Origin of the sequence: Arthrobacter agilis, from assembly GCF_030816075.1 — a bacterium.
Lineage (GTDB): Bacteria > Actinomycetota > Actinomycetes > Actinomycetales > Micrococcaceae > Arthrobacter_D > Arthrobacter_D agilis_E.
This window is the reverse complement of the sequence record NZ_JAUSXO010000001.1, coordinates 3,139,671-3,163,190: the sequence shown is the minus strand read 5'-3', so window position 1 is coordinate 3,163,190 and position 23,520 is coordinate 3,139,671. Positions and strand designations below refer to the sequence as shown.

The following is a 23,520-nucleotide window of genomic DNA, read 5'->3' as shown; positions in this document are numbered from 1 at the left end:
CGTCGCCGACGATGCCGCCGGCCGACCGCCGGCATCCATCGACCCCGCAGCCACCACGTCAGGGCAGCTCGAGCCGCATGAGGACACGGGGGAAGCCGTTCACCACCGACGTGGTGTCGGCCGCCTTCGTGAAGCCGGCCCGGTCGAAGAGACTCCGCGTGCCGACGTACGCCATGGTCAGGTCCACCTTCCGGTCCCCGTTGTCGACGGGGTACCCCTCGATGGCGGGCGCGCCGTAGGAACGCGCGAAGTCGACGGCGCCGTCCAGCAGCCGATGCGAGAGGCCCTTGCCGCGATGGCCGGGCCGTACCCGGATGCACCACACCGACCAGACGTCGAGATCGTCGACGTGCGGGATCCTGCGGTTGCGGGCGAAGCCCGTGTCGGCGCGCGGGTGGATGGCGGCCCAGCCGACCACGTCCCCGTCCTCGTACGCGAGGACGCCCGGCGGCGGATCCTGCGCGCACAGGTCCTGCACGAGGGCGCCGCGGTCCCGCCCGGCCAGCGCGGCGTTCTGTTTGGCCGGGATGCGGTAGCTGAGGCACCAGCAGACGTTCGCATCCGGGCGTCTCGGTCCCACCATTGCTGCGACGTCGGCGAAGACCGTCGCGGCTCGCACCTCGATCACCATGGACCCACTGTTCCACCCCACCGCCCCGGCGGACAACGGCCCCGGGTGCGCAGCAGCGGGAAAGGGCCCGTTCCTTCCGGAACGGACCCTTCCGCGCGTGGTCGCGGGCGTCGAGGCCTAGTGGTCGACGCGCTCCGCCGTCGTGCTGCGCAGGCTCCACGCCGCGAGGACCGAGGCGCCGACCATGAGCAGGGCCGCGATGCCGGACGTGACAGTGACGCCGCTGTCGAAGGCGTGGAACGCCGAGTCCCGGAGGAGTGACGCGCTGGTGGGGCCGAGCTGGGTGGCCACCTCGACGGCGCCGCCGAGCGTCTCGGTGGAGGACTCCGCCTGGGCGCTGCTGAGGCCGGAGGGCAGCAGCAGGTTCCGCTGGTAGGACGCCAGCAGGATGCTCCCGAGCACGGCGGTACCGAGGACGGAACCCACCTCGTAGGCGGTCTCCGAGACGGCGGACGCGGCGCCGGCCTTGTCGGCCGGGACGGTGGACAGGATGAGGTCGTTGGACACGGTCTCCGATGCGCCCACGCCCACGCCGAGCACCACGAACGCGACCATGAGGAAGCCGGCGGACCCACCCTCCCCGAGCAGCGCGATCATGGAGTACGCCACGGCGGAGAAGAGCAGTGACACCGAGACGACGGCGTGCGGCGGCAGGCGCCGGGCGAGCGGCACGACGGCGAGGCCCGCGACGATCGTCATCACCAGCCCCGGCAGCAGCACGAGCCCGGCATCGAGCGGGGTGAAGCCGAGCACCAGCTGCAGGTGCTGCGACACGAAGAACAGGAACCCCACGAGCGAGAAGATCGCGAGCAGGTTCACCAGGACGGCGCCCGTGAAGGCGCGCACCGTGAAGAGGCGCACGTCGAGCATGGGGTCGCGCCGCTGCAACTGGCGCGTCACGAAGACGGTGCCGGCGGCGAGGCCGATGAACGCGGCCGTCACGGAGACGAGCAGCGGGCCGCCCTTCGCGAGGTTCTTGATGGCGTAGACCACCGGCAGCATGGTCCCGATGGACAGGACGATGCTCGCGTAGTCGACACGCCCCGGGTTGGAGTCCTTCGATTCGGGAACGACGACGGGGGTCAGGACGAGCATGAGCACGAGCACGGGGACCGCGAGGAGGAAGACGGAACCCCACCAGAAGTGTTCGAGCAGTACGCCGCCGAGCAGGGGGCCGAGGGCCGCGCCGGCCGAGAAGCCTGCGGCCCAGACGGCGATGGCGATGCGGCGCTGGTTGCGGTCGGTGAAGATGTTGCGGATCAGCGAGAGCGTCGAGGGCATGAGCATGGCACCGAAGACGCCGAGTCCCACGCGGGAGGCGACGAGGAAGCCTGCGGTGGGGGCGAAAGCGGCGGCGACGGAGAACAGGGCGAAGCCCGCCGCACCGATGATGAGCAGGCGACGTCGGCCGAAACGGTCACCGAAGCTGCCCATCGCGACCAAAAGTCCCGCCAGGACGAGCGGGTAGCTGTCCACGATCCAGAGCAGGGTGGTGCCGCTCGTGGCGAAATGGCGGGAGATCTCCGGCAGGGCGAAGCTCAGCACGGTGTTGTCCACCGAGACGAGCAACACCGGCAGCATCAGCACGGCGAGGGCGAACCACTCGCGGCGGCCGGCAAGGACGGGGGTGGGGATCTGAACGGCACGCGGGTTCACCTCGGACACACGTGCGGAAGCGGAGGGTGTTGTTGTCATCCCTCAAGGCTATACCGTCCAGCCGGTACAGTACAAGAAAAGTGACCGGTATCATGAGCGGGTGTCCAGTTCCCGCGAGCGCATCCTCGACAGCTTCGAAAACGCGTTGATCCGCGACGGGGAGCGGGCCGCGACCATGGAGGCGGTGGCCGCTGCGGCGGACGTCTCCAAGGGCGGGCTGCTCTACCACTTCCCCTCGAAGGAGGCCCTGGTGGACGGTCTTGCAGACCGCCTCCGCGGACTCGCCGAGAAGGACCGAGAGGCCATGGCCTCGGCCGTGGATGGCGCGGCGCGCTACTACGTCCGTACCTCGGTCTTCGAGGACAGTGCGCTCGACCGGGCCCTCGTGTCCATGGCACGGCTCGCCCAGCAGGGCCACCCGACGGCGAAATCCTCCCTGGCCGAGATCCAGGAGGGGTGGCTCGACGCGCTCCAGGCGCAGCTCGGCGACCGCACGGCCGCGCGCGCCGTCAAGCTGCTCGGCGACGGGCTCTACTACGACGCGGCGTTCTTCGCCACGGACGGCGCCGGGCGCACCAGCCGCGGCAAGATCGAGGAACTGCTCGACGTCGTCGACCTGATCGTCTCCCGCCGGGGCGACCCGCACGCGGGCTCCTGAGCGCACCTATCGCGACCGCCCGGGTGCGCGCGCTGATCGCCCACCCCGTCCACGACCCCGAGAGGACCCCATGATCAAGGGCTTCCGCGACTTCATCCTGCGCGGCAACGTCATCGAACTGTCGATCGCCGTCGTCATCGGCAGTGCCTTCACGGCACTCGTCGGCGCCTTCACGGCGAACATCGTCAACCCGATCGTGGCCTCCGCGGGCGGGATCGACGCGACGGGCCTCGGCTTCCGCATCCGGCCCGGCAACGACGCGACGTTCGTCGACATCGGCGCGGTCATCACCGCACTGGTCACCTTCCTCATCACGGCCGCCGTCGTCTACTTCCTCTTCGTCGTGCCGATGAACCGCGCCAACGCGCGCCTGCGGGCCCACGCTGCGGCGCAGGATGCCGTGGAGGAGCCCATGCCCGTCGACACAGCCCTCCTCACCGAGCTGCGCGACCTGCTGAAGGAGATGGCAGCGCGCGACGCACGGCGCTGACCCGCGCCGTACACCGCCCCGCACTCTCCAGGCATCAACCCCGCAGAACCCGCCCTCCTCTCTTCTTTGACCCACAAGATGAGCGCGTGCTTACATAGTGAGTAAGTTGGAGTGACGCACGGCACATCACCAGGTGGGTCGGCGTTCGGGACAAGGAGGGCCGATGGCAGACTGGATGATTTTGACCATCACGGCGGTGGCGATCCTGGCAATCGTTTTCATGATCGTCAGACTCCGCCTCAACCCTGCGGTCTCCCTGGTCGTGGGCGCGGCCGGTCTGGGCCTGGCGACGGGCATGGGGCCCGGCGGGACGACCGACACGATCATGCAGGGCTTCGGCGACATCATGCTTGAAGTCGGACTGCTCATCGCCTGGGGCGTCCTGATGGGTTCCATCCTCAACGAGATGGGCGCCATCCGGCGGCTCGTCGACAGCCTCCTGCGGGTGTTCGGGCCGCGCGGTGTCCCGTACGCCTTCGGACTGACGATCGGCACTGTCCTTCAGTCGATCTTCCTGGACGTCCTCCTGGTGATGAGCGCTCCGCTGGCACGACGGATAGCACCCGCCCTCGGCAAGTACGGCACGGCGAAGATGGCGACCGCCATGGCGATCAGCCTGGAATGCGGCATCGTCCTGATGGTGCCCGGCGTCGCGGCGGTCGCCCTCGCCGGCCTGCTGAGCGTGCCCCTGGGGGAGATGCTGATCTTCGGCCTGATCGTGATCGTCCCGACGATCCTCATCTCCCTCTTCATCATGAACCTGCTCATCACCCGTGGCCTGTGGAAGGTCGACTCGGACGAGCAGACCGATGAAGAATTCGCTGCGGCCGGGGCGGAATCCGCCGAGCTCGAAGGCGCTGCCGCCCCGCGCTCGTCGCAGCTGTCCGGCAACGAGAAGGCGGGCACGCTGGTGGACGGACGCGGCACGCGGGTCGGCCTGCTGCCCCACGACGCCCGCACCTCGGGCGGTCGTGCGCCCAACGAGCCCAGCCTCGTCCTGCTCTTCGCACCGATGCTGCTCGCACTGGCGCTGATCGCCATCGGATCCATCCTGAAAATGGTGGACTTCTCCAGCCCCGTGGTCGACTTCGTCTCCGCCCCGGTCATCGCCCTGCTCATCGGGCTGCTGGGTACGAGCTACGTGGGTCGTTTCACGATCGGCCGGAAGCGTGTCGAGGCGGCGGTCGTCAACGGGTTCCGGGAGTCGGGCCAGATCCTCATCCTGACGGGTGCCGGTGGATCGCTCGCGGCCATCGTCGCCACCAGCGGCATGGGGGACATCCTGGGCAAGTACTTCACGGCCAACTCCTTCGCCCCCCTGATCACGGTGTGGATCATCGCCGCGGCACTCCACATCGCTGTCGGCTCGGTGTCCATCTCCGCCATCACCGCGGCGGGCATCCTCGCACCGGTTGCAGGTCAGATCGGCCTGAACCCGGTACTGATTGCACTGGCAGCCGGCGCCGGCTCACTGTTCGTCGTCCACGTCACGTCGAACACCTTCTGGCTGCTGCAGTCGATGCTGGGCCAGACCACCAAGGGAACGCTGAAATCCTGCACCCTCGGCGTCTCCCTGGCCTCGGTGGTGGCCCTGGGCTGCACCCTGGTGCTCGGCATCTTCATCTGACACCGCAGGCCGAAACAGCAGAACCATCCGTCGTTGGACCAGGAAGAGGAAAGCTCATGACCACACCGTCGATCAAGCCGCTGGACGGCATCCGAGTCCTGGAGTTGGGCAACTACATCGCCGCACCCACAGCAGGGCGCCTGCTCGCCGATTTCGGAGCCGAGGTCATCAAGGTGGAGCGCCCCGGCACGGGCGACGAGCTCCGGAACTGGCGCCTGATCAAGGGCTCGACGTCGATGCTGTACCGCACGATCAACCGGAACAAGAAGTCCGTCGTCCTGGACCTCCGGTCCGAGGCCGGACGCGAGGCCGTCAAAGCCCTCGTCCGTGAGTGCGACGTGGTGCTGGAGAACTTCCGCCCCGGCACGCTGGAGAAGTGGGGAATCGGGCCGGAGGTGCTCAACGAGATCAATCCCCGCCTGATCATCAGCCGGATCTCCGCGTTCGGGCAGACGGGCCCACTGTCCCGCCGGCCCGGATTCGCGGCCGTCGCCGAGGCGTTCAGCGGCTTCCGCAACCTCGTCGGCGACCCCGACCGCGCCCCGGTCCGCGTCGGCGTGTCCATCGGGGATTCCATCGCCGGGCTGTATGCCGCCTTCGGCGTCGTCATGAGCCTGTACCAGCGTGAAGTCCGGACGGGCGCCGGCACGGAGCCGGTCGCCCTGCGGGAACGCGTCATCGACGTCGCCCTGCACGAGGCGATGTTCTCCATGATGGAATCCCTCATCCCCGACTACCAGGCCTACGGCGTCGAGCGCGAACGCGTCGGCGGCCGCATGGAAGGGATCGCGCCCTCCAACGCGTACCTGTGCTCCGACGGGGCGAGCATCGTCGTCGCCGGCAACGGGGACTCGATCTACCAGCGCTACATGGAGACCATCGGCAGACCCGACCTGGCCTCGGATCCGGCCCTCCAGACGAACGCCGACCGCTGGGCGCGCCGTGAGGAACTGGACGAAGCCATCGGCCGGTGGTGCATGCAGCGATCCTCCGCGGAGGCGCTCGCAGCACTGGGGAAGGCCGGGGTGCCCGCCGGGCCCATCTACACGGCAGCCGACATCAGTACCGACGAGCAATACCTCGCCCGGGACATGATCCAGACCTTCGAGGTGTCCACGGGGGAGGAGGAACCGACGCGGGTCGGTTTCCCGGGCATCGTCCCGGTCATCGGCGAGCACTCCCTGCCCATCCGTCATCTCGGTCCCGAGCTCGGCCAGAACACCAGCGAGGTCCTCACCGGGCTGCTGGGGATGGACGAGACGCAGATCGCCGAAGCCACCGCATCCAAGGAGCACCTGCCCGCATGACACACACCTTCACGCCCCACGCAGAACTGCGCGACGTCACCCTGCGGGACGGACTCCAGCTCACCGGCAAGATCCTGCCCACGGAGCGCAAGGTCGAGGTGGTCCGTGCCCTGCTGGAGGCAGGAGTGCCCTCCATCGAGCTCGGCTCCATGGCCCGGCCCGACAAGGTGCCGCCCATGGCGAACACCCTCGACGTCGTCCGCGCACTGACACCCGAGGAGTTGGAGAAGTGCTGGATCTGGGTGGCCACACCGGGCCATGTCGCCCGGGCCACCGAAGCAGGCGCACGCAACATCCAGTACTGCCTGTCCGTCAGCGACGCGCACAACCAGGCGAACATCGGGCGCAGCACCGACGCGAGCCTCGAGGCCCTTCCGGAAGCCGTCCACCGGACGCTCTCCGTCGACGGCCGGATCCAGCTCTGCCTGGCCACGTCCTTCACCTGCCCCTTCGACGGCCCGGTCGATCCCCAACGGGTCCTGGAGATCGCCAACGACGCGCGCGCCGACGGGACAGAGGACATCGTCATCTGCGACACGCTCGGTCAGGCGGTACCCCAGCAGGTCGAGGACCTCGTCTCACTGGTCCGGACCGAATCCCCCGCACGGCGCATCGCGTTCCACGGGCACGACACCTGGGGCCTCGGCGTCGCGAACACCCTCGCCGCCATCCGCGCGGGCGCCACCATGGTCGACGGCGCCCTCGGCGGCCTCGGCGGATGCCCCTTCGCCCCCGGGGCCAGCGGGAACACCTCGAGCGAGGACCTCCTCTTCGCGACCCGGCCGTCCTGGCTGACGCCGGCCCTCTTCGGGGATCTCGTCAGGCTCGGCGAGGGACTGCTGGCGGACCTCGGCGAACCGAACCGCTCCCGGGCCGGCCAGGGCGCGCACTCCACGGCCCGCGCCTTCGACTGGGTGCTCCCTTCGCCGGCGTTCGACACCGCGAGCCGCACCGCTTGACCCCGCGCAACCGCTTCCTCGTCACCACGGCCCGGTCGTGGACCGATCCGAGGACGCGGATCGGCCCGGCAGGGCCTCAGGCCGGGATCTCGTCGGGGAACCGGCCGCCGTAGAGCCTCGTCATCCGTTCCGCCACCGAGAGGAGCTCCTCGACCCACCCTTCGCAGACCGCGTAGGGCATCCTCAGGGTCGGGCCACTGATCAGCACCGCACCCACCAGGCCGCCCACCGAGTCGAACACCGGCGCGGACAACCCGGATGCTGCGTCGTCGCGCTGTCCCACGGTGATGGAGAATCCGTTCCGCCGGGTCTGTTCCACGGCGGCGAGCAGGTCGGCGGGATCGGTGAGGGTGTTCTCGGTCAGGGTCGCCAGAGGAGCAGCGAGCGTCCGCTCCAGGAGGTCGGCGTTCCAGGCCAGGAGGACCTGCCCCGGAGAGCCGGCATGGAGCGGGAGGATCTTCCCGACGTGCATCTCGCGGCGTAGCGCGTGGTGTGTCTCGGCCATCGCCACGCACACCCGGTACGTCTGCTCGGCCTGGAAGAAGCAGGCCGTCTCGCCCGTGCGGTCCCGCAGCTCCTTGAGCAAGGGCATGAAAAGGTCGACCATGGGGACGCCGCGGGTGGCCGGGGCAGCCCAGTACGCCAGCTTCATCCCGATGCGGAAGGCGTCCTCCTCCCGGTCGAGCAGGCCCTGCGCGACGAGGTTGGTGACCAGCCGTTGGACCGTCGAGGTGGGCATCGACGTCGCCTCCCGGATCTCCCCGAGGGTCAGGGTCGGCCGGGAGAGGCTGAACGCGTCCAGGATCGCCGTGATCTTGCCCAGCACCAGGAGGGGGTTGTTCGGGTTGGACCGTCCTGCGTCGTTCGACACCATGCACCTGACGCTATGCGCAGGGGGAGCCGGGATCAATTCGGCCCGACGGCCCCGAAACCCGGGCGCGGCGGGCGGCCCACGGTCGACCAGGCCGCCGGGCGCATGACCCACACTGGATGTGGCTGCTCGTCGGCGGGCGGGGCGTGCCGCGGGGGTGCGCCTTCGCTGCGGCGGGACGGTACGCGGGGAGGAGGGGCGCGGTTCGGCGTCCACGCACCGTGCGGTCGACCAGGGAACGGAGTAGGAGGAGGAGCGCATGGCCGTCGCAGCGGGCGCCGATGGCGTGCAGTTGGCGTGGACGGCGGAAGGCCGGGGTGAGCCCCTCCTGCTGATCGCGGGCCAGGCGACGGGTGCCGATGGCTGGAATCCCGTCGTCCAGGAGCTGGCGCGGACGTTCCGGGTGATCCGGTTCGACCACCGCGGTGTCGGTCGCAGCGCCGAAGGGGACCCTGGCGCCTACTCCACCCGGCTGTTCGCCGCGGACGCTGCAGCCGTCCTGGACGCGGCCGGAGCCGACCGGGCGCATGTGTACGGGCATTCGATGGGCGGCCGGGTCGCCCAATGGGTGGCGATCGACCATCCGCACCGGGTGGGCGCCCTCGTCCTGGCCGCCACGGCGGCCGGCGGACCGGCAGGTCATCAGCGCTCGCGGGAGGCGACGGACGCCCTGTACAGCGGCGACCCCGCCCGGATGGAGCCCTACTTCTTCGACCCCGCGTGGGCGCGGCACCACCCGGACGATGTCCGGGCGTTCTTCACCTCCCGTGCCTCGACGGCTGCGAAGCGCGGACATTTCAGGGCCAGCAGGGACCACGACGCGCGCGAGGGCCTCGCGGCCATCGCGGCAAGGACTCTCGTCCTGCATGGGACGGAGGATGCACTGACGCCGTCCGGCCATGCGAAGGACCTGTTCCACGCGATCCCGCGCGCCACGCTGGTGAAGGTGCCCGGCGGTCGCCACGGCTTCCACCTGGACCGGGCCGAGACCACGCGATGGGTCGGGGACTTCATCGGGCGCGTTCGTTAGACCGGCACGGCAGACAGCACGCTCTGCGGTGCAGTCATGCAGTCATGCAGTTCTTGCAGTTGTGCAAGAATATCTGGATGAGCTCGGACCTCCCCTCCCTCCGCGATCGCCAGAAGGCGGAGACACGCCTGGCCCTGCATCAGGCCGCGGTCGCCCTCGTCCTGGAACGGGGGCTGGACTCCGCCACGGTCGAGCTGATCACCGACCGCGCAGGGGTGTCGCAGCGCACCTTCTTCAATTACTTCCCCTCCAAGGAGGACGCGGTGCTGGGCCTGCGGACGCCGGTGATGGACCCGGCCCTGCTCGAGGATTTCTCCTTCCGGCAGGACGTCCTCGGCCAGGTCTCACGGCTCCTGCTGGTGGTTGCCAGCAGCGCCCACGAGGGTGTGGACCAGGTGCGGCGCCGCGAGCTGACGCGCATGTACCCCCACATGATCCACCGTCTCATCGAGCGCATGAACGAGGCCGAGGACCTGGTGCGCGGGGCCCTGGCCGGACTCCTGGCCGAGAACCCGCACTGGGCGGCGGAGATCAGGGAGGAAGGCATGCCGGGCGATGTGGACGACATCGTGCGTCTCGTCGTCATGACGGCCAGCATCCCCCTGCGCTTCACCATCGCGTCAGGCCGCTACAGTCCCGCTGCCGGTCTTGCGCCCGAGGATCTCGCACCCGCTCTCTCCCTCTTCCACTCCGTACAAAGGAAACTCCTGTGAAAACCGAAGCCGTTCCCGCCGCGGCGCCGGCCGAAGGGAAACAGCACATGGTGCTGCTCTTCATCGGCCTGATGCTCTCGATGCTCCTCGCCTCGCTCAACCAGACCGTGCTCAGCACGGCACTGCCCACGATCGTGGGTGAGCTCAACGGCGTCGACAACATGCTGTGGGTCATCACCGCCTTCATCCTCACCTCGACCATCACCATGCCGATCTACGGCAAGCTCGGGGACCTGATGGGGCGCAAGGCGCTGCTCATGGCCGCCATCGTGCTGTTCATGATCGGGTCGGTCGTCGGTGCACTGGCCAACGGCATGGGCGTGCTCATCGCAGCGCGTGTCATCCAGGGACTGGGCGGCGGCGGTCTGATGATCCTCTCCCAGGCGGTCATCGCCGACGTCGTCCCCGCACGCGAACGCGGCAAGTACATGGGGATGATGGGTGGGGTCTTCGCCATTGCCTCGGTCGCCGGCCCCCTGCTCGGTGGCTGGTTCACCGAGGGTCCCGGCTGGCGCTGGGTGTTCTGGATCAACATCCCGCTCGGGCTGCTGGCGCTGGCCGGAGCCGTGTTCTTCCTCAAACTGCCCCGGCACGCCGGACGGCCGCGCCTGGACCTGGGCGGCATGGTGCTGCTGGCCGTTGCAACGACGGCCCTGGTCCTCTTCGCCACCTGGGGCGGGAGCAAGTACGAGTGGGGCGATCCGGTCATCCTGGGCCTCATCGCGGTCACCCTGGTGAGTGCTGCCGCGTTCGTCCTCGTCGAACGCCGGACGGCCGAGCCGATCATCCCGCTGCACCTATTCAAGGACCTCAACTTCAACCTCGCAACCGTCGCCGGCCTGTTCATCGGCGTGGCCATGTTCGGGGCGATCGGCTACCTGCCGACGTACCTCCAGATGGCCTTCAGTGTCGACGCCACCACGTCGGGCCTCCTCATGATCCCCATGATGGGCGCACTCCTGATCGCCTCGGTCGTCTCGGGCCAGCTGGTCAGCCGCACCGGTCGCTACAAGTGGATGCCCATCGCCGGCGGCGTGCTGGTCGCGGTGGCCCTCGGGCTGCTGTCCACCCTGGACCCCGGATCGCCGCTGTGGGATATCTGCGTGTATCTGGCGGTGATGGGCCTCGGTCTGGGGCTGAGCATGCAGATCATGGTGCTCATCGTCCAGAACTCCTTCCCTCTGCGCGAGGTCGGGACCGCCACCGCGTCGAACAACTTCTTCCGCCAGATCGGCGCCACGCTCGGATCAGCGGTGGTCGGGAGCCTCTTCGCCAGCCGGCTCACCGAACTGCTCACCGATCGGCTGCCCGCCGCGGCGACCGGAGGAGGGTCGGCCGGGGCGAACTCGCTGACGCCCGCTTTGGTCGCCGGATTCCCGGCGCCGATCAAGGACGCCGTCATCTCGTCCTACAACGACGCCCTGACCCCGATCTTCATCTGGATGGTCCCGCTGGCACTGATCGCCACCGTGCTGATGTGCTTCGTCAAGGAGAAGCCGCTCGCCACCGCCGTGGAACACGATGTGCTGTCCGAGTCCATCTCGGAGGGCAACATCCTCATCACGGCGGACGACGACGAGCCCTCGGTGACCGGCTCCGCCCGCTGACCCGTTCGCGGCGGGCGCGAGGCGGAGGCGTGGCTCGGGGGCGGGTGGTCGAAGCGATCGCGTCGCGGCTCCGGGATGCAAGCAGAAAGCGGTGAGGTGATCCCGGCTCCACCGGAGCGTCCTGCACCTGTCGGTCGTGATAGCACTTGAAGCGATGAAAGCGCCCACCCCGCGTCCCGCCCCGTGAGCGGCCGGACCCCGGCCAGGAACCCCGGCAGCCGTGTCCTGCTGGCGTGCATCGGGCTGGTGGCCCTCAACCTGAGGGGGCCGTTCGTGGCCGTCGCCCCGGTGGCGGACCTGATCCAGGCGGACCTGCAGTTCCCGCCCGCCGTGCTGGGGCTGCTCACCAGCATCCCCGTGCTGTGCTTCGCCCTCGCCGCACCGCTCGCGTCCTCGGCGGCCCGACGATTCGGCGTCGAGTTCGCCGTGACGCTGACCCTCCTCGGGGTGATGGCGGGGGTGGTGGTGCGTTCGGCGGGCGGTTCCCTGCTGGTGATGGTCGGCACCGTGCTGATCGGACTGGCCATCACGGTGGGCAACATCGCGGTGCCGCTGATCATCCGCCGTGATGTCCCCCTGGCGCGGCAGGGTTTCGCCATGGGGATCTACACGGCCGCGCTGAACATCGGGGCCTTCCTGACGTCGGCGGCGACCGCGCCTCTGGCAGAGGCGGCCGGGTGGCGGGTTGCGCTCGCCGCCGCCGCAATCCTCGCCGCGGTGGCCGTCTCCTCCTGGACCCTGGCCGTCGGCCCGGGGAAGGCGTTCCGTGTCTCCCCCGAGCGCTCGGGCGACACCGCGCTTCCGCCCGTCCGCGGATCCGGCTGGATCACCGCGGGCCTGGCCGTGGCCTTCGCCATGCAGGCGTTCTCCTACTACGGCGTCACGGCATGGCTGCCCAGCTATCTGCACGACGAGCTGGGGATGTCCGTGACCGGAGCCGGTGCCGCGTCCTCCATCTTCCAGGTCCTCGCCATCGTGGGGGCCCTCGGAGTGCCCGTGGCCACCAGGTTCATGAGCACGACGGCAGTGGCCGTCACCCTGGGGGCGTTATGGATCACCGTCCCGCTCGGTCTGCTCCTGGCCCCCGGGCTCTGGTGGCTCTGGTCCATCAGCGGCGGCATCGCCCAGGGCGGCGGCGCCACGGTGATCTTCCTCACCACCATCCGCCTGGCCCGGGACCAGATCTCGGCGGGCCGCATGTCCGCCGTCGTCCAGGGGTCGGGCTATCGCCTGGCCGCGACGGCGCCTCCGCTGCTGGGTCTCGTCCACGAGGCCTCCGGATCCTGGACGCCGGCGCTGCTCGTCCTCCTGGCGTCCGTGGTGATCTTCGTCGTCAGCACCACGGCGTCGGTACGGCGGATCCCGCGGGATCGCTGAACCGGCCCTGCCGGTGCACCGGGTCAGCCCCCCGGCCGGTCGTCGACGGGAGGGGACTGCGCGACCCCGGATGCCACGAATTCCTCGAGGAGCCGGAATCCCTGCCGGTCGACGGACCGGTGGACCGCCGCAAGCACCACGACTCCTGTGCCCGCGGCCCTGTCGAGCCCGATCCAGCTGCTGAAGCCGCCGGTACTGCCGTTGTGCCAGGTGATGGTCCGGCCGTGGTGCTCGAGGGTGATCCATCCCGCGCCGATGCCGACCCGGGGCGCGAAGTCCACGACGGGATCGAGCGCCGACATGCCGGGGGGTGTCCCGTCGAGGAGCGCCTGGAGGAAGCCGCGCATCGTGCCGATGGTCGCGCGGACGCCCCCCGCGGGAGCGACGGCTTCACCGACCCACGCGTGCATGGGACGCCCCAGGCGATCGGATCCCGTGAGGTCCGCGGGCCCGAGGTCCTGCCGGGAAGCGGGAGTCGAGAACCCCGGCCCCAGCACGTCCCGCAGGAGCTGTGCGTAGCTGCTGCCGGCCGCCGCCGCCACGGCGTGCCCGAGCAACTGGAACCCCAGGTTGGAGTACCTGGGTCGAGGGGCGCCGACGCGCACGTCCCGCGCCTGGTCCAGCAGTTCGGCGAGCGAGTCGCCGTAGGGATTCTCACCGCTGACCCAGAGCCCGAGGGTGCGCCGGAGCGGGTGCATCCCCGGTGGCAGGCCCGGAAGCCCGGACCGGTGGGTGGCCAGGGACTCCAGGCTCACGGAGCCGATTCCTGCGTGCTCCTCGAGGGTCAGCAGGTCGCGAAGGACGGTCGTCGGTGCGACGAGGCCGCGCTCCACGGCATCGCGGTACAGCATCCCGGTGAGCGCCTTCGAGATCGACCCGATCTCGAAGGTGGAGCGGTGGTCGGATTCCGCTGCGGCAGTCATCCCGCCCTCGGGGGTGACCACTGCCACGGCTGCAGGAGTCGAGCGGAGACCCCGGCCGACGGCGTGCACGAGGTGCGGATCTCCCGCCCATCCAGTCGTCATCGCACGCTCCCTCCCAGAACCGGTACAACGTCAACCTATATTGACGATGGTCCTGTGCGCCAGAGCCCGCTCCCAGCCGCGGCGGAATCGGTGCCGGCCGCCGTCAGCGCTCGGACGGATCAAGGACGGGTCCGGCTTCCGCCGTCGCGCCCGGAGGGCCGACCGGCTTCAGCGCGATCCGTCGAGGTGCTCGGTCGGGATGCGGTCCCGCTCGTAGGTGATGGCGTGGTATCCGTGCGGCGTGGGCTTGCCGTCGTCACCGAGGTTCACGAAGACGATCTCGTCGATCTTCAGGATGGTCTGCCGGGTGATCATGTTGCGGACCTCGGCACGCATGGAGAGCGACGTCCTGCCGAACCTCGTGGCAGCGAGGCCCATCTCGACCAGGTCCCCCTGGGTCGCCGAGCTCACGAAGTTTATCTCCGAGATGTATTTGGTGACGACACGCCGGTTACCCAGCTGGATGATCGCGTAGATCGCCGCTTCCTCGTCGATCCATTTGAGCAGGCTCCCACCGAACAGTGTGCCGTTCGCGTTCAGGTCCTCGGGCCGGACCCATTTGCGCGTCCGGAAGCTGATGTCCGCCTGTTCCATCCATCGAGAGTACGCCGACACCCCGGGGCAGCGTCCGTGACGATCCGTCTGGACATCCGCCGCCCGGCCACCCCGTCCCGTCCTCCTCGGGCCGGTCCCGGTGGGATCGGCCCGAGGAGGACGGGGTGCACATCCGTCAGGCGGCCTCGCCGGTTGCCGGGTCGATGATCCCGCTCACCTCGTTGACCGCGTCCGCCGGGAACCCGCCCCGCCGGGCATGCTCCCGGACGGCCTCGGCGTCAGGGGCGAGGTAGACGCAGTACATCTTCTCGCCGGTGACGTAGCTGTGCTGCCACTGGACGGCGGGAGCCATCGAGGCGAGCACGCTGTTGGAATGGGCGGCAGTCGCAGCCAGCTCGTCCGGGGACATCAGCCCCAGGCCCGGCAGGTCCCGCTCGATCAGGTACTTCGGCATTGCATTCTCCTCCGCTGATGTGCCGTCGGGATTCGACGGCGCCCCCAGCTTCTTCGAGCGCCCGGTGACGCGGCGTGTGCCGGCGGGATCCCGCAGCCGGGGTTCGGTCACACGGGACGTCACACGGAGAAGGCGAAGAGTAGGGGCCGGAGACAGGTACTCGACAGATGGTGGCTGCCGTGGAGATTCGACTCATCGGGCGTCCCGTGATCCTGGACGCCTCCGGTGCGGAGAGGCCGGTGCGCGGTCATCAGTCCTGGGCGCTGCTCGCCCGCATCCTGATGGCCGATCGCCCCCTGACCCGCCGGGAGCTGAGTGCCGAGCTCTTCCCGTCGGCCGATGACCCCCTGGGTGCACTGCGCTGGTGCCTCGCCGGACTGCGACGCGCCCTCGGCAGCGCGGAGTCGTTCACCGGTGACCCCGTCGTACCCGGACTGCCTGCCGACACCGTGGTGGACCTGCACGAACTGGACTCCGGCACCGTCGACCTGTCGTATGCGACCGGGCTGCTCGCCGGCGTCGACCCCCGGTGTTCACCGGAGTTCGACACCTGGCTCATGATCCAGCGGCACCGGGTCGCCGGTCAGGTCGATACCGCGCTGCGGGCCGAGGTCAGGCGCCGGCTGACCGGCGGCGCGTTCTCCCGGGCGGTGGATCTTGCCACCCTGGGCGTGCAGCGCGCCGTCTTCGACGAGGGCACGCATGTGCTGCTCCTTCAGGGCCTCGTCGCGATGGGTGCCGACGACGTCGCCGCCGCGCATGTCACGGCCACCACCGAGCTCTTCCGGCGGGAACTGGGACACGAGCCCACCACGGCGCTGAGGGATGCCGCCAGGCCGCGGCTCGCCGCCCCACCTCCGGGGGTGTCGCGTCGGGCCGTGGTCGTCTCCTCGCTGGAATCCGGGCGTGCGGCCCTGGCGGCGGGTGCGGCGGAGGCGGGCGTCGAGCTCCTGCGCAGGGCGTCCCAGGACGGCGAGGACGTCGGTGATCAGCAGCTCGCCGCCGCGTGCCTCCTCGAGCTCGGGTCGGCGCTGGTCCACTCGGTCCGCAGCCACGATGACGAGGGGGTCACGCTGCTGCACCGGAGCGCCACGATCGCGGCGTCGATCGGCGACGACCGGGTGGCTGCCCAGGCGCTGCGCGAACTGGGATACGTCGACGCCCTTGCCGGCCGGCGGCCCTCCGCGGCGGAGCACCTGCAGCGCGCGGAGGTCCATGCGGGCGATGATCCCTCCCTGCTCGCCGGGATCCTCTCGATCCGCGGCTTCAACCTGGGCGACTGGGGGAAGTTCGACGAGGCGGGCCAGGCCTACACGCGGGCCCTGGACCTCGCCCGACGCGCGCGGAGCGCCCGCCGGGAAGCCTGGACGCTCGGAACCGGCGCGTGGGTGCTCCTCGCGGCCGGGGACATCGCCCGGGCGCAGGCCTGGGCGGACGCCTCCCTCGTCCGGGCCGAGACCCTCCAGTGGGTGGCGTTCCGGCCCTGGCCCACAGCGGTGCTGGCGGAGACCGAACTCGCCGACGGGGGCATCACCCCGACGACGCGCACCCGGCTCGACGAGGCCTACGCCCTGAGTTGCAGCCTGGGCGACCCCTGCTGGGAGGGAGCCACAGCACGAGCCATCTCCCTGACCCATGCAGCGCACGGCAGGCGCACCGAGGCCCGCGCATGGATCGACCAGGCCCTCACCCGTAGCCGGCGGGCCACGGACACGTACGCGGCGGTCCAGGCGGCGATCCTCACCACCTCGGCCGAGCAGGCGGGCGCAGCCGGTGACGGTCCCCGGGCCGAGTTCTTCGCCCGCTCGCTGCTGGCCCTGAGCGCCCGCGCCCACCTCGACCATTACCTGCCGCGGGCCATCGCACTGCTCGACGCGGCCCGATGACGTCGGCTCCGCACCATCCCGCCGCTGCCGCGCGGTTCCAGGGGCCCTGCGCCGTCTCGGACAGCCGCGGGTCCGTCGGTGCGACCACCGCGCAACCGGGTGAGGAGATGTTCCTGCAGGTCAGCCGGCAGGTCCCGGACCAGGACGCCGTGCACGATGCCGAACGCCCGTAGTCGTGCCACTTCGGGGCCGTCCCAATCGACGAGGGCCGCCGAGGCACCGGGATTCAACGCCCGGGCGGCCTCCGCCATCGCCTGGAGGGTGCGCGCTTCGGCACGCGTCCCGTCCTCGAGGATCCGATCGACACTGCGGTCGAGGTACTCGTGCAGTTCCTGGGTTCCACTCTTCTTCGTCGTCATCGTCGAAGCGTGCGCCGCCGACGTGTGACGCGCCGTGGGTTCTCCGCCTCCTGGCGCAGAGGGCCCTCACCCGTTCGGTCACACGGGTGTCTCCCGCTCTCCGCCAGGGCGGCGGCGGGCTACCGGGTCACCTCCGGGTGTCCGCCAGGTCCGACGTCGACGGCCCCTCCAGCAGCTTCCCGTCCGCGGTGAACCGCGACCCGTGCAGCGGGCAGTCCCACGAGCGCTCGGCGTCGTTCCAGGTGAGGATGCCCTTCAGGTGCGGGCATACCGCGGAGACGCGGTGCTGCACGCCGTCGACCGTGCAGACGCCGATGGGGCGTGCTCCCTCGCGGATCACGCGCCCCTCGCCCTCGGCCGGCGCGGACGTCGACGACGTTGCGAGGCCGGAGAGCCAGCCGGTCACCAGATCCATGCCGACGACGGCGTTCGCCTGTGCTGTCTGCAGGGCGTCGGCCGGGCTGACCTTCGTGCGGTAGAGCGTCTCGGCCCACGGCATGTTGCCGCCGAGGATCTCGCCGGCGAGCGCGAGGGACGCGGCGACGGCGTTCGTCATGCCCCACTTGTTGTAGCCGGTCGCCGCGTAGATGTGGCCGCCGCCGGCGGGGACCTTGCCGACGTACGGCACGGCAGCGGCGGGGGTGTAGTCCTGGGCGGACCAGGCGTAGGCGGGCCGCACTGTGGGGAAGTACTCCTGTGCCCAGCGCGTGAGATCGTCCACCCTGGCCTGGGTGTTGGAGCTATGGCCCACCCGGTGGCCGTTGCCGCCGACGATCAGGTACTTCGTGCCGTCCACCGTGGCCGTGCGGAGGGAGCGGGTGGGGGAGTCCGCGCTGAGGTACATGTCCTCGGGGACGTCGTCGTGCACGGTGAGTGCCACACAGTAGGAGCGCATGGGCTGCAGCACGGCGAAGTACCCGCCCCGGTCCAGGATCGGGATGCCCGTGGCGAGCACCACGTTCGACGCCGTCACAGCCCCCGCGCTGGTCTTCAGCTCGACGCCGTCGGCCCCGGTCTTCGCGACACCCTCGACGCGGACGCCCTCGATCAGCGCGCCGCCGTGCCGCCGGAACTCCGAGGCCAGGCCGGCGAGGACCTCGAGGGGGTGGAACTGCGCCTGGTCCTTCAGGCGCAGCGTCTTCCGCACGGGGAAGGGAAGCGTTGCGGCGTTGCCGAGCTCGGTCTCGAGGCCGGCCTCGATGCACGCCTCATGTTCCGAGGTGAGTTTGCGGGCGCCGGTGTCGGTGGTCGCGTAGTCCACGGCGTCGCGCCGCTCGTAGCCGATCCCGTGCTCGTCGCAGAAGCGCAGCAGCCAGCTCTGGCCCTCGCGGTTACCGACCACATAGGCGCGCGCGAGCTCGGCGTCGTGGTGCTTGAGGATGGTGGAGATGCTGGTGCCCTGAAGGAGCGAGAGTTTAGCCGTGGTGTTGCCGGTGGTCACCGCCCCGGCGGTGCGCGCCTCGAGGATCGCCACGCGGTGCCCGGCCCGGGCGAGCAGGAGTGCCGTCGTCAGGCCCGTCAGACCGGCCCCCACCACCACGGAGTCGTACGCGGCGCCGTCCTGCAGTGCGTCGGTCGGGATGGACGGGGCGGTGTCGAGCCAGAGTGATCTCACGGTGGTCCTCTCAGGAGCCGAACGGTGCTCCCACGGAACCACTAAGCGTGCTTACAGTCAAGCGTCGGACGAGGTGTCCGGGACGGGCGCTAGGGTGGCGATCGACGACTGTTCCCCTCCAGGAAGGCGGCCCCGGTGCACGTCCGACTCGTCCTGCCGCACCAGCTGTTCGAGGAGCATCTCGAGGCCTCCCGGGACACGCGTTTCGTGTTCCTCGAGGACGACCTCCTGTTCCGCAGCCTGCGGTTCCACCAGCAGAAACTCGTGCTGCACCGCGCGGCGATGACCATCTTCGCGCGCCGGGTCCAGGACGCGGGCTATGCCGTGGACTATGTGGAGACGTCGGCCGAGCACACCAGCCAGGAACGGCTGTCCGCCGTGCTCGCCGTGCTCGCCGACCGCGAGGCGACCGTGGTGACCTACTACGACGTCGTGGACGACTGGCTCGAGCGCCGGCTCACGCGCACGCTCGCCGACGCCGGCGTCGAGGCCCGCGTCCTGGAGACGCCGCAGTTCCTCACGTCGCGGGACGTCCTCGGCGCCTACTTCTCCTCGCACAGCTGGCGCATGCAGACCTTCTACGAATGGCAGCGCAGGCGGCTCGGCATCCTGGTGGAGTCCGACGGCTCCCCGTCGGGTGGGAAGTGGAGCTTCGACACGGAGAACCGCAGGAAGCTCCCGAAGAAGATCGCGGTGCCGGACCTGCCCGAGTTCGAGCGGCCCGCCGAGGTGGAGGACGCGATCGCCTGGGTCCGGTCCGCCTTCCCCGGCAACCCCGGCAACGCGGAATCCTTCAACTGGCCGGTCACGCACCGCCAGGCCTCCGACGCCCTGGAGGCGTTCCTCACCGAGCGCTTCGAGCTCTTCGGCCCCTACGAGGACTCGATCGCCGTCGGTCAGGCGTACCTGTTCCACTCGGCCCTGAGCTCCAGCATGAACACCGGGCTCCTCCGCCCCGCCGACGTGGTGGATCTCGCGCTCGACGTCGCGGAACGCCACGGCACGCCGATCGCCAGCGTGGAGGGCTTCCTCCGGCAGGTCATCGGCTGGCGGGAGTACATGCGGGCGTCCTACGTGCTCCGGGGCCGGGAGATGCGGACGGGCAACACGCTCGGTCTCACCGCGGACCTCGACCCCGGGTGGTGGACCGCCGACACCGGGCTCGAACCGGTGGACACCGTGATCACGCGCATCCTCGACACCGCGTACGCCCATCACATCGAACGCCTCATGATCCTCGGGAACGCGGCCCTGCTGCTGCGGGCCAGGCCCGACGCCGTCTATGCGTGGTTCATGGAGATGTTCATCGACGCGTACGACTGGGTGATGGTGCCCAACGTCTACGCCATGAGCCAGTACGCGGCGGGCACCATGATCACCACCAAGCCGTACGTCAGCGGCAGCAACTACATCAGGAAGATGAGCGACTTCGGGGACGGCCCCTGGCGGTTCACCTGGGACGCGCTCTACTGGGAGTTCGTCGGTGACCACCGTGATCTCTTCGCCCGCAATCCCCGGTCCCGCATGAGCGTGATGCTCCTCGACCGGATGGAGGCCGACCGCCGGTCCGAGCTGCGGCACGAGGCGGCGCAGTGGATCCCCGGCACGGGGGCGACGACGGCGGAGGGGGCCCGACCGGCTCGCACCCGCACACCGACCGGTGCCCGGGCACCGCTGGAGGAGCGGTCGCCGGCGGCGGCGCCGGCGACCCAGGCCGCACTGCCCGGCCTATAGTCTTCAAGCATGGAACAGCGAACCCTTGGAAGAACCGGCCGTCCCGTCTCCGTGGTCGGCCTCGGCACCTGGCAGCTCGGCGCGGACTGGGGAGAGGTGGAGGACAGGGACGCCGTCGCCGTCCTCGACGCGGCCGTCGAAGCGGGCGTGACCTTCTTCGACACGGCCGACGTCTACGGTGACGGGAGGAGCGAGACGACGATCGGGCGGTTCCTCGCGGACAACCCGGGGACCGACATCCTCGTGGGCACCAAGATGGGCCGCCGGGTGGACCAGACTCCCGAGAACTACTCGCTCGCCAACTTCCGCCAGTGGATCGACCGGTCACGGACCAACCTCGGCGTCGACGCCCTCGACCTGGTGCAGCTGCACTGCCCGCCGACCTCCGTCTACAGCTCCGACGAGGTGTACGACGCCCTGGACACGCTCGTCAGCGACGGCGTCATCAGGAACTACGGCGTCAGCGTCGAGCGCACCGACGAGGCGCTCGCCGCCATCTCCCGCGGCAACACCGCCAGCGTGCAGATCATCCTGAACGCCTTCCGCCTCAAGCCGCTCGACGAGGTCCTTCCCGCGGCGAAGGCCGCCGGCGTCGGCATCATCGCGCGCGTCCCCCTCGCATCCGGCCTCCTCTCCGGCAAGTACACGAAGGACACGGCCTTCGCGGAGAACGACCACCGCAACTACAACCGGAACGGCGCCGCGTTCGACGTCGGCGAGACCTTCTCCGGGGTCGACTACGAGACCGGCCTGCAGGCCGCTCGGGAGTTCGCCGACCTGGTGCCGGAAGGCGTCACCACGGCCCAGGCAGCCCTCGCCTGGATCATCGCGCAGGACGGCGTCAGCACTGTCATCCCCGGAGCGCGCAATCCCGAGCAGGCACGCGCCAACGCCGCCGCAGCCGGGCACGCGGGCCTCGGAGCCGACATCAGCGCCGACGTCGCCGGTATCTACGACCGCCACTTCAGGAGCACCGTCCACCCGAAGTGGTGACTCCCCGCACCGGAACCCGCCCGCCCGCCGCGGGTGGGTTCCCGTGGCCCGGGGCCTCGACTATCGTGGGCGGTACCCACGTCAGACGGAGTCAGAGGTCGTCTGTCATTGTTGAATCACCGATGAAGGAATCGACATGACCGAGAACACCTCAAGCGTCACCACCGGCGAATCCCACACCATCCGCGACTGGACGGACCTCGCCGAGGAGATGTGGTCCTACCTGACCGGTCGGGGCGCCGCGATCAACTACACGCTCCAGGACATGACCATCGAGGTCCCGCGCGACATCGGCCCCGATGCCCCGCGCGCCACCTGGAAGTTCGACGGGACGCTGCGCATCACCACGAGCGACAACGCTGCCGGCTCCGGCACCTCCCAGGGCTGAGCTGCTCCGACGGACATGGCCTCGTCCCTCAGGCTCGACATCGACATCGACTTCTCGCTGGCGGAGCCGGCCACCGACGGCAAGCCGGAGGCGCGGCTGACCGGCACCGTCAATGCGGCCGGCACCGTCGTCGAGATCTTCATCGATGACCCGGCGGCGTTCCGCGGGAACAACCTGCCGGGCATCGGTCAGGTGCGTGCCTTCGCCGGTACGCTGGCGCGGCGCGGACTCGCGGTATCGGTCAGCGGCCCCAAAGGGCTGCTGGTCGGCCTCGGCGCCGTGGAGACCTCCATGGCGCAGCGGCTGATCACCCGCTCACCGCACATCCGGCTCGGCTCGCCGGGGACGCTCGCCCCGCTGCTCGGCATCGGGCGGCGGGCGCTCGAGAAGGGCTCCGCGCCGTCGCTCCTCCCGCCGTCCACGCCGTTCCCCCTCGTGCCGACGGTGAACCGCCGCATCCGGCGGACCATCACGACGACGCACTACGTGCGCGGAGGCGGCCGTCCGCGGCTGATCTTCGTGCAGAACTCGCAGGTCTGGAACGGGCAGGTGCCGCGGGAGTTCGAACTCGTCGCCGAGCGCACCACGATCGGCAGCGCCGAGGACGCCATGCTGAACCTCGACGGACTGGAGGGCCTCCATGCCGAGGTCCTCCACACCGAGGACGACGAGTACATGCTGGTTCCCCACGGCGCGATCACGGGCAGCGTGAACGGCCGGGAACCCTCGGTCCTCCGGACGGGCGCCCGGATTCAGCTCGGCGGGTGGGCGCTGGCCTTCTTCCGTGAGGAGTATGCGGATCACGGCAGGCCGTTCGGTGGCCGCAACGGCGGGGAGCTGGCCTACCAGCGCCCGCAGCGCAACCCCCGCACCGGCGCCACCGAGGTGGACGGCTCGGAGGGCGTCGGCGACTTCCGGCGGCAGCCACGCTGATCCCGCTGCAGGTGGGGATCCCGCCGTCCTGGTCGCCCTCGGAGCGGCCAGGACGGGCAGGAGGGCGCGCACGGCGTGGCCGATAGCGTCGAACTCCTGCTGGGACCGGCGTCGGAGTCCTTCCTCCTCGAGGACTGGGCCGCGCTGGAGGCCGCAGGCCTGCCCAACCAGTCGCAGCACCAGTCCTTCAGCAACGCCCCGCACATCACGCTCGCCGCTGCCGCGCGCATCGACGACCGCTACGACGCCGGCCTCGCCTCCGCCGCCGAGGGGGACGCGCTGCAGCTGGTGACGGCGGGTTTCCTCGTCTTCCCGACCCGGCGGAAGTTCGTGCTCGCGCGGCAGGTCGTGGCCGACACCGTGCTGACCGACCTGCACCACCGCGTCTGGCTCGCCCTCGACGGCGTGCCGGACGCCGTGCCCACCACCGTCCGTGGGGCGTGGACACCGCACATCACCCTCGGGCACGGGCTCACCGCGGACCAGCTGACCTCGGCCCTCGGGATCCTGCGGAACGGCCCGCCCGAGCAGCTCCACACGGGGATCGTCCGGCGCTGGGACGCTCAGGCGAAGCGCCTCGTCCTGCTCGGCGGCGGCGAGCCGTGACAGATCGGTCCGTCCGTCCGATGACCTGACCGCCGGCCGCGGCCGG

General features: G+C 70.2%; 23 protein-coding genes. 15 read left to right on the top strand and 8 right to left on the bottom strand.

Annotated elements, in window-relative coordinates; genetic code table 11:
• Window positions 1–58 precede the first annotated feature (58 nt).
• The gene (locus QFZ50_RS14875) at window positions 59–631 is read right to left on the bottom strand and encodes a GNAT family N-acetyltransferase (RefSeq protein WP_307085462.1); all 573 of its coding nucleotides are present in this window, start codon (window positions 629–631) and stop codon (window positions 59–61) included.
• 117 nt (window positions 632–748) lie between these two features.
• On the bottom strand, window positions 749–2,326 hold the full coding sequence (locus tag QFZ50_RS14870) for an MFS transporter (protein ID WP_307085460.1): 1,578 nt from the start codon (window positions 2,324–2,326) through the stop codon (window positions 749–751).
• Between the two features lie 61 nt (window positions 2,327–2,387).
• Here QFZ50_RS14870 and QFZ50_RS14865 point away from each other — a divergent pair, with 61 nt between their 5' ends.
• From QFZ50_RS14865 to QFZ50_RS14845, 5 genes are all read left to right on the top strand, one after another.
• Window positions 2,388–2,945: a TetR/AcrR family transcriptional regulator gene (locus QFZ50_RS14865; protein WP_307085458.1), complete on the top strand. Its 558-nt coding sequence runs from the start codon at window positions 2,388–2,390 to the stop codon at window positions 2,943–2,945.
• Between the two features lie 70 nt (window positions 2,946–3,015).
• Window positions 3,016–3,435 (top strand): large conductance mechanosensitive channel protein MscL, encoded by a 420-nt coding sequence (mscL, locus tag QFZ50_RS14860; RefSeq protein ID WP_307085456.1) that lies wholly within the window; start codon window positions 3,016–3,018, stop codon window positions 3,433–3,435.
• A 163-nt stretch (window positions 3,436–3,598) separates the two neighbouring features.
• Window positions 3,599–5,062 carry a GntP family permease gene (locus QFZ50_RS14855; protein ID WP_307085455.1) on the top strand — a complete coding sequence of 488 codons (1,464 nt, stop codon included), beginning with the start codon at window positions 3,599–3,601 and terminating at the stop codon, window positions 5,060–5,062.
• Window positions 5,063–5,118: 56 nt separating this feature from the next.
• A complete protein-coding gene (locus tag QFZ50_RS14850) occupies window positions 5,119–6,369 on the top strand; it encodes a CaiB/BaiF CoA transferase family protein (RefSeq protein ID WP_307085454.1) in 1,251 nt (416 codons plus the stop codon).
• On the top strand, window positions 6,366–7,328 hold the full coding sequence (locus tag QFZ50_RS14845) for a hydroxymethylglutaryl-CoA lyase (protein WP_307085452.1): 963 nt from the start codon (window positions 6,366–6,368) through the stop codon (window positions 7,326–7,328). The genes QFZ50_RS14850 and QFZ50_RS14845 overlap by 4 nt, the downstream gene beginning before the upstream one ends.
• Before the next feature lie 76 nt (window positions 7,329–7,404).
• Here the strand turns inward: QFZ50_RS14845 and QFZ50_RS14840 are convergent, their stop codons facing one another.
• Window positions 7,405–8,202 (bottom strand): IclR family transcriptional regulator, encoded by a 798-nt coding sequence (locus QFZ50_RS14840; RefSeq protein WP_307085451.1) that lies wholly within the window; start codon window positions 8,200–8,202, stop codon window positions 7,405–7,407.
• Window positions 8,203–8,458: 256 nt separating this feature from the next.
• On the opposite strand from QFZ50_RS14840, the gene QFZ50_RS14835 reads away from it, so the two are divergent.
• The 4 genes from QFZ50_RS14835 (at window position 8,459) to QFZ50_RS14820 (ending at window position 12,926) form a co-directional block, all read left to right on the top strand.
• Complete coding sequence (locus tag QFZ50_RS14835; protein ID WP_307085449.1) at window positions 8,459–9,229, top strand: alpha/beta fold hydrolase; 771 nt, start codon at window positions 8,459–8,461, stop codon at window positions 9,227–9,229.
• Between the two features lie 77 nt (window positions 9,230–9,306).
• Window positions 9,307–9,942: a TetR/AcrR family transcriptional regulator gene (locus tag QFZ50_RS14830; protein WP_307085447.1), complete on the top strand. Its 636-nt coding sequence runs from the start codon at window positions 9,307–9,309 to the stop codon at window positions 9,940–9,942.
• Window positions 9,943–9,989: 47 nt separating this feature from the next.
• Window positions 9,990–11,549, top strand: a complete 1,560-nt coding sequence (locus QFZ50_RS14825; protein WP_307086836.1) for an MDR family MFS transporter — start codon at window positions 9,990–9,992, stop codon at window positions 11,547–11,549.
• Between the two features lie 183 nt (window positions 11,550–11,732).
• Complete coding sequence (locus tag QFZ50_RS14820) at window positions 11,733–12,926, top strand: MFS transporter (protein WP_307085445.1); 1,194 nt, start codon at window positions 11,733–11,735, stop codon at window positions 12,924–12,926.
• Window positions 12,927–12,949: 23 nt separating this feature from the next.
• Here QFZ50_RS14820 and QFZ50_RS14815 read toward each other — a convergent pair whose 3' ends face one another.
• The 3 genes from QFZ50_RS14815 to QFZ50_RS14805 form a co-directional block, all read right to left on the bottom strand.
• Window positions 12,950–13,951 carry a serine hydrolase domain-containing protein gene (locus QFZ50_RS14815; protein ID WP_307085444.1) on the bottom strand — a complete coding sequence of 334 codons (1,002 nt, stop codon included), beginning with the start codon at window positions 13,949–13,951 and terminating at the stop codon, window positions 12,950–12,952.
• A gap of 168 nt (window positions 13,952–14,119) precedes the next feature.
• Entirely contained in the window at window positions 14,120–14,545 is a 426-nt protein-coding gene (locus QFZ50_RS14810; protein ID WP_307085441.1) for an acyl-CoA thioesterase, read from the bottom strand.
• 136 nt (window positions 14,546–14,681) lie between these two features.
• Complete coding sequence (locus QFZ50_RS14805) at window positions 14,682–14,960, bottom strand: DUF4242 domain-containing protein (RefSeq protein ID WP_307085439.1); 279 nt, start codon at window positions 14,958–14,960, stop codon at window positions 14,682–14,684.
• 179 nt (window positions 14,961–15,139) lie between these two features.
• On the opposite strand from QFZ50_RS14805, the gene QFZ50_RS14800 reads away from it, so the two are divergent.
• The gene (locus tag QFZ50_RS14800) at window positions 15,140–16,846 is read left to right on the top strand and encodes a hypothetical protein (protein ID WP_307085437.1); all 1,707 of its coding nucleotides are present in this window, start codon (window positions 15,140–15,142) and stop codon (window positions 16,844–16,846) included.
• Here the strand turns inward: QFZ50_RS14800 and QFZ50_RS14795 are convergent.
• Both QFZ50_RS14795 and QFZ50_RS14790 read right to left on the bottom strand, forming a co-directional pair.
• Entirely contained in the window at window positions 16,804–17,205 is a 402-nt protein-coding gene (locus QFZ50_RS14795) for a hypothetical protein (RefSeq protein WP_307085435.1), read from the bottom strand. The genes QFZ50_RS14800 and QFZ50_RS14795 overlap by 43 nt on opposite strands.
• Before the next feature lie 127 nt (window positions 17,206–17,332).
• The gene (locus QFZ50_RS14790; protein ID WP_307085433.1) at window positions 17,333–18,820 is read right to left on the bottom strand and encodes an FAD-dependent oxidoreductase; all 1,488 of its coding nucleotides are present in this window, start codon (window positions 18,818–18,820) and stop codon (window positions 17,333–17,335) included.
• A gap of 135 nt (window positions 18,821–18,955) precedes the next feature.
• On the opposite strand from QFZ50_RS14790, the gene QFZ50_RS14785 reads away from it, so the two are divergent.
• The 5 genes from QFZ50_RS14785 to QFZ50_RS14765 all read left to right on the top strand — a co-directional run bounded on the left by QFZ50_RS14785 (window position 18,956) and on the right by QFZ50_RS14765 (window position 23,474).
• On the top strand, window positions 18,956–20,554 hold the full coding sequence (locus QFZ50_RS14785; protein ID WP_307085431.1) for a cryptochrome/photolyase family protein: 1,599 nt from the start codon (window positions 18,956–18,958) through the stop codon (window positions 20,552–20,554).
• Window positions 20,555–20,563: 9 nt separating this feature from the next.
• Entirely contained in the window at window positions 20,564–21,547 is a 984-nt protein-coding gene (locus QFZ50_RS14780) for an aldo/keto reductase (RefSeq protein WP_307085429.1), read from the top strand.
• 136 nt (window positions 21,548–21,683) lie between these two features.
• A complete protein-coding gene (locus QFZ50_RS14775; RefSeq protein ID WP_307085427.1) occupies window positions 21,684–21,935 on the top strand; it encodes a hypothetical protein in 252 nt (83 codons plus the stop codon).
• Between the two features lie 15 nt (window positions 21,936–21,950).
• A complete protein-coding gene (locus QFZ50_RS14770; protein ID WP_307085426.1) occupies window positions 21,951–22,868 on the top strand; it encodes an FHA domain-containing protein in 918 nt (305 codons plus the stop codon).
• Window positions 22,869–22,943: 75 nt separating this feature from the next.
• Complete coding sequence (locus QFZ50_RS14765) at window positions 22,944–23,474, top strand: 2'-5' RNA ligase family protein (protein ID WP_307085424.1); 531 nt, start codon at window positions 22,944–22,946, stop codon at window positions 23,472–23,474.
• Window positions 23,475–23,520: the final 46 nt, after the last annotated feature.

Bases quoted from the DNA above. Each gene is read 5' to 3' on its own strand.
- QFZ50_RS14875 (WP_307085462.1), bottom strand. From the start codon at position 631: ATGGTGATCGAGGTGCGAGCCGCGACGGTCTTCGCCGACGTCGCAGCA.
- QFZ50_RS14870 (WP_307085460.1), bottom strand. From the start codon at position 2,326: ATGACAACAACACCCTCCGCTTCCGCACGTGTGTCCGAGGTGAACCCG.
- mscL (WP_307085456.1), top strand. From the start codon at position 3,016: ATGATCAAGGGCTTCCGCGACTTCATCCTGCGCGGCAACGTCATCGAA.
- QFZ50_RS14855 (WP_307085455.1), top strand. From the start codon at position 3,599: ATGGCAGACTGGATGATTTTGACCATCACGGCGGTGGCGATCCTGGCA.
- QFZ50_RS14850 (WP_307085454.1), top strand. From the start codon at position 5,119: ATGACCACACCGTCGATCAAGCCGCTGGACGGCATCCGAGTCCTGGAG.
- QFZ50_RS14845 (WP_307085452.1), top strand. From the start codon at position 6,366: ATGACACACACCTTCACGCCCCACGCAGAACTGCGCGACGTCACCCTG.
- QFZ50_RS14840 (WP_307085451.1), bottom strand. From the start codon at position 8,202: ATGGTGTCGAACGACGCAGGACGGTCCAACCCGAACAACCCCCTCCTG.
- QFZ50_RS14835 (WP_307085449.1), top strand. From the start codon at position 8,459: ATGGCCGTCGCAGCGGGCGCCGATGGCGTGCAGTTGGCGTGGACGGCG.
- QFZ50_RS14830 (WP_307085447.1), top strand. From the start codon at position 9,307: ATGAGCTCGGACCTCCCCTCCCTCCGCGATCGCCAGAAGGCGGAGACA.
- QFZ50_RS14825 (WP_307086836.1), top strand. From the start codon at position 9,990: ATGGTGCTGCTCTTCATCGGCCTGATGCTCTCGATGCTCCTCGCCTCG.
- QFZ50_RS14815 (WP_307085444.1), bottom strand. From the start codon at position 13,951: ATGACGACTGGATGGGCGGGAGATCCGCACCTCGTGCACGCCGTCGGC.
- QFZ50_RS14810 (WP_307085441.1), bottom strand. From the start codon at position 14,545: ATGGAACAGGCGGACATCAGCTTCCGGACGCGCAAATGGGTCCGGCCC.
- QFZ50_RS14805 (WP_307085439.1), bottom strand. From the start codon at position 14,960: ATGCCGAAGTACCTGATCGAGCGGGACCTGCCGGGCCTGGGGCTGATG.
- QFZ50_RS14795 (WP_307085435.1), bottom strand. From the start codon at position 17,205: ATGACGACGAAGAAGAGTGGAACCCAGGAACTGCACGAGTACCTCGAC.
- QFZ50_RS14780 (WP_307085429.1), top strand. From the start codon at position 20,564: ATGGAACAGCGAACCCTTGGAAGAACCGGCCGTCCCGTCTCCGTGGTC.
- QFZ50_RS14775 (WP_307085427.1), top strand. From the start codon at position 21,684: ATGACCGAGAACACCTCAAGCGTCACCACCGGCGAATCCCACACCATC.
- QFZ50_RS14770 (WP_307085426.1), top strand. From the start codon at position 21,951: ATGGCCTCGTCCCTCAGGCTCGACATCGACATCGACTTCTCGCTGGCG.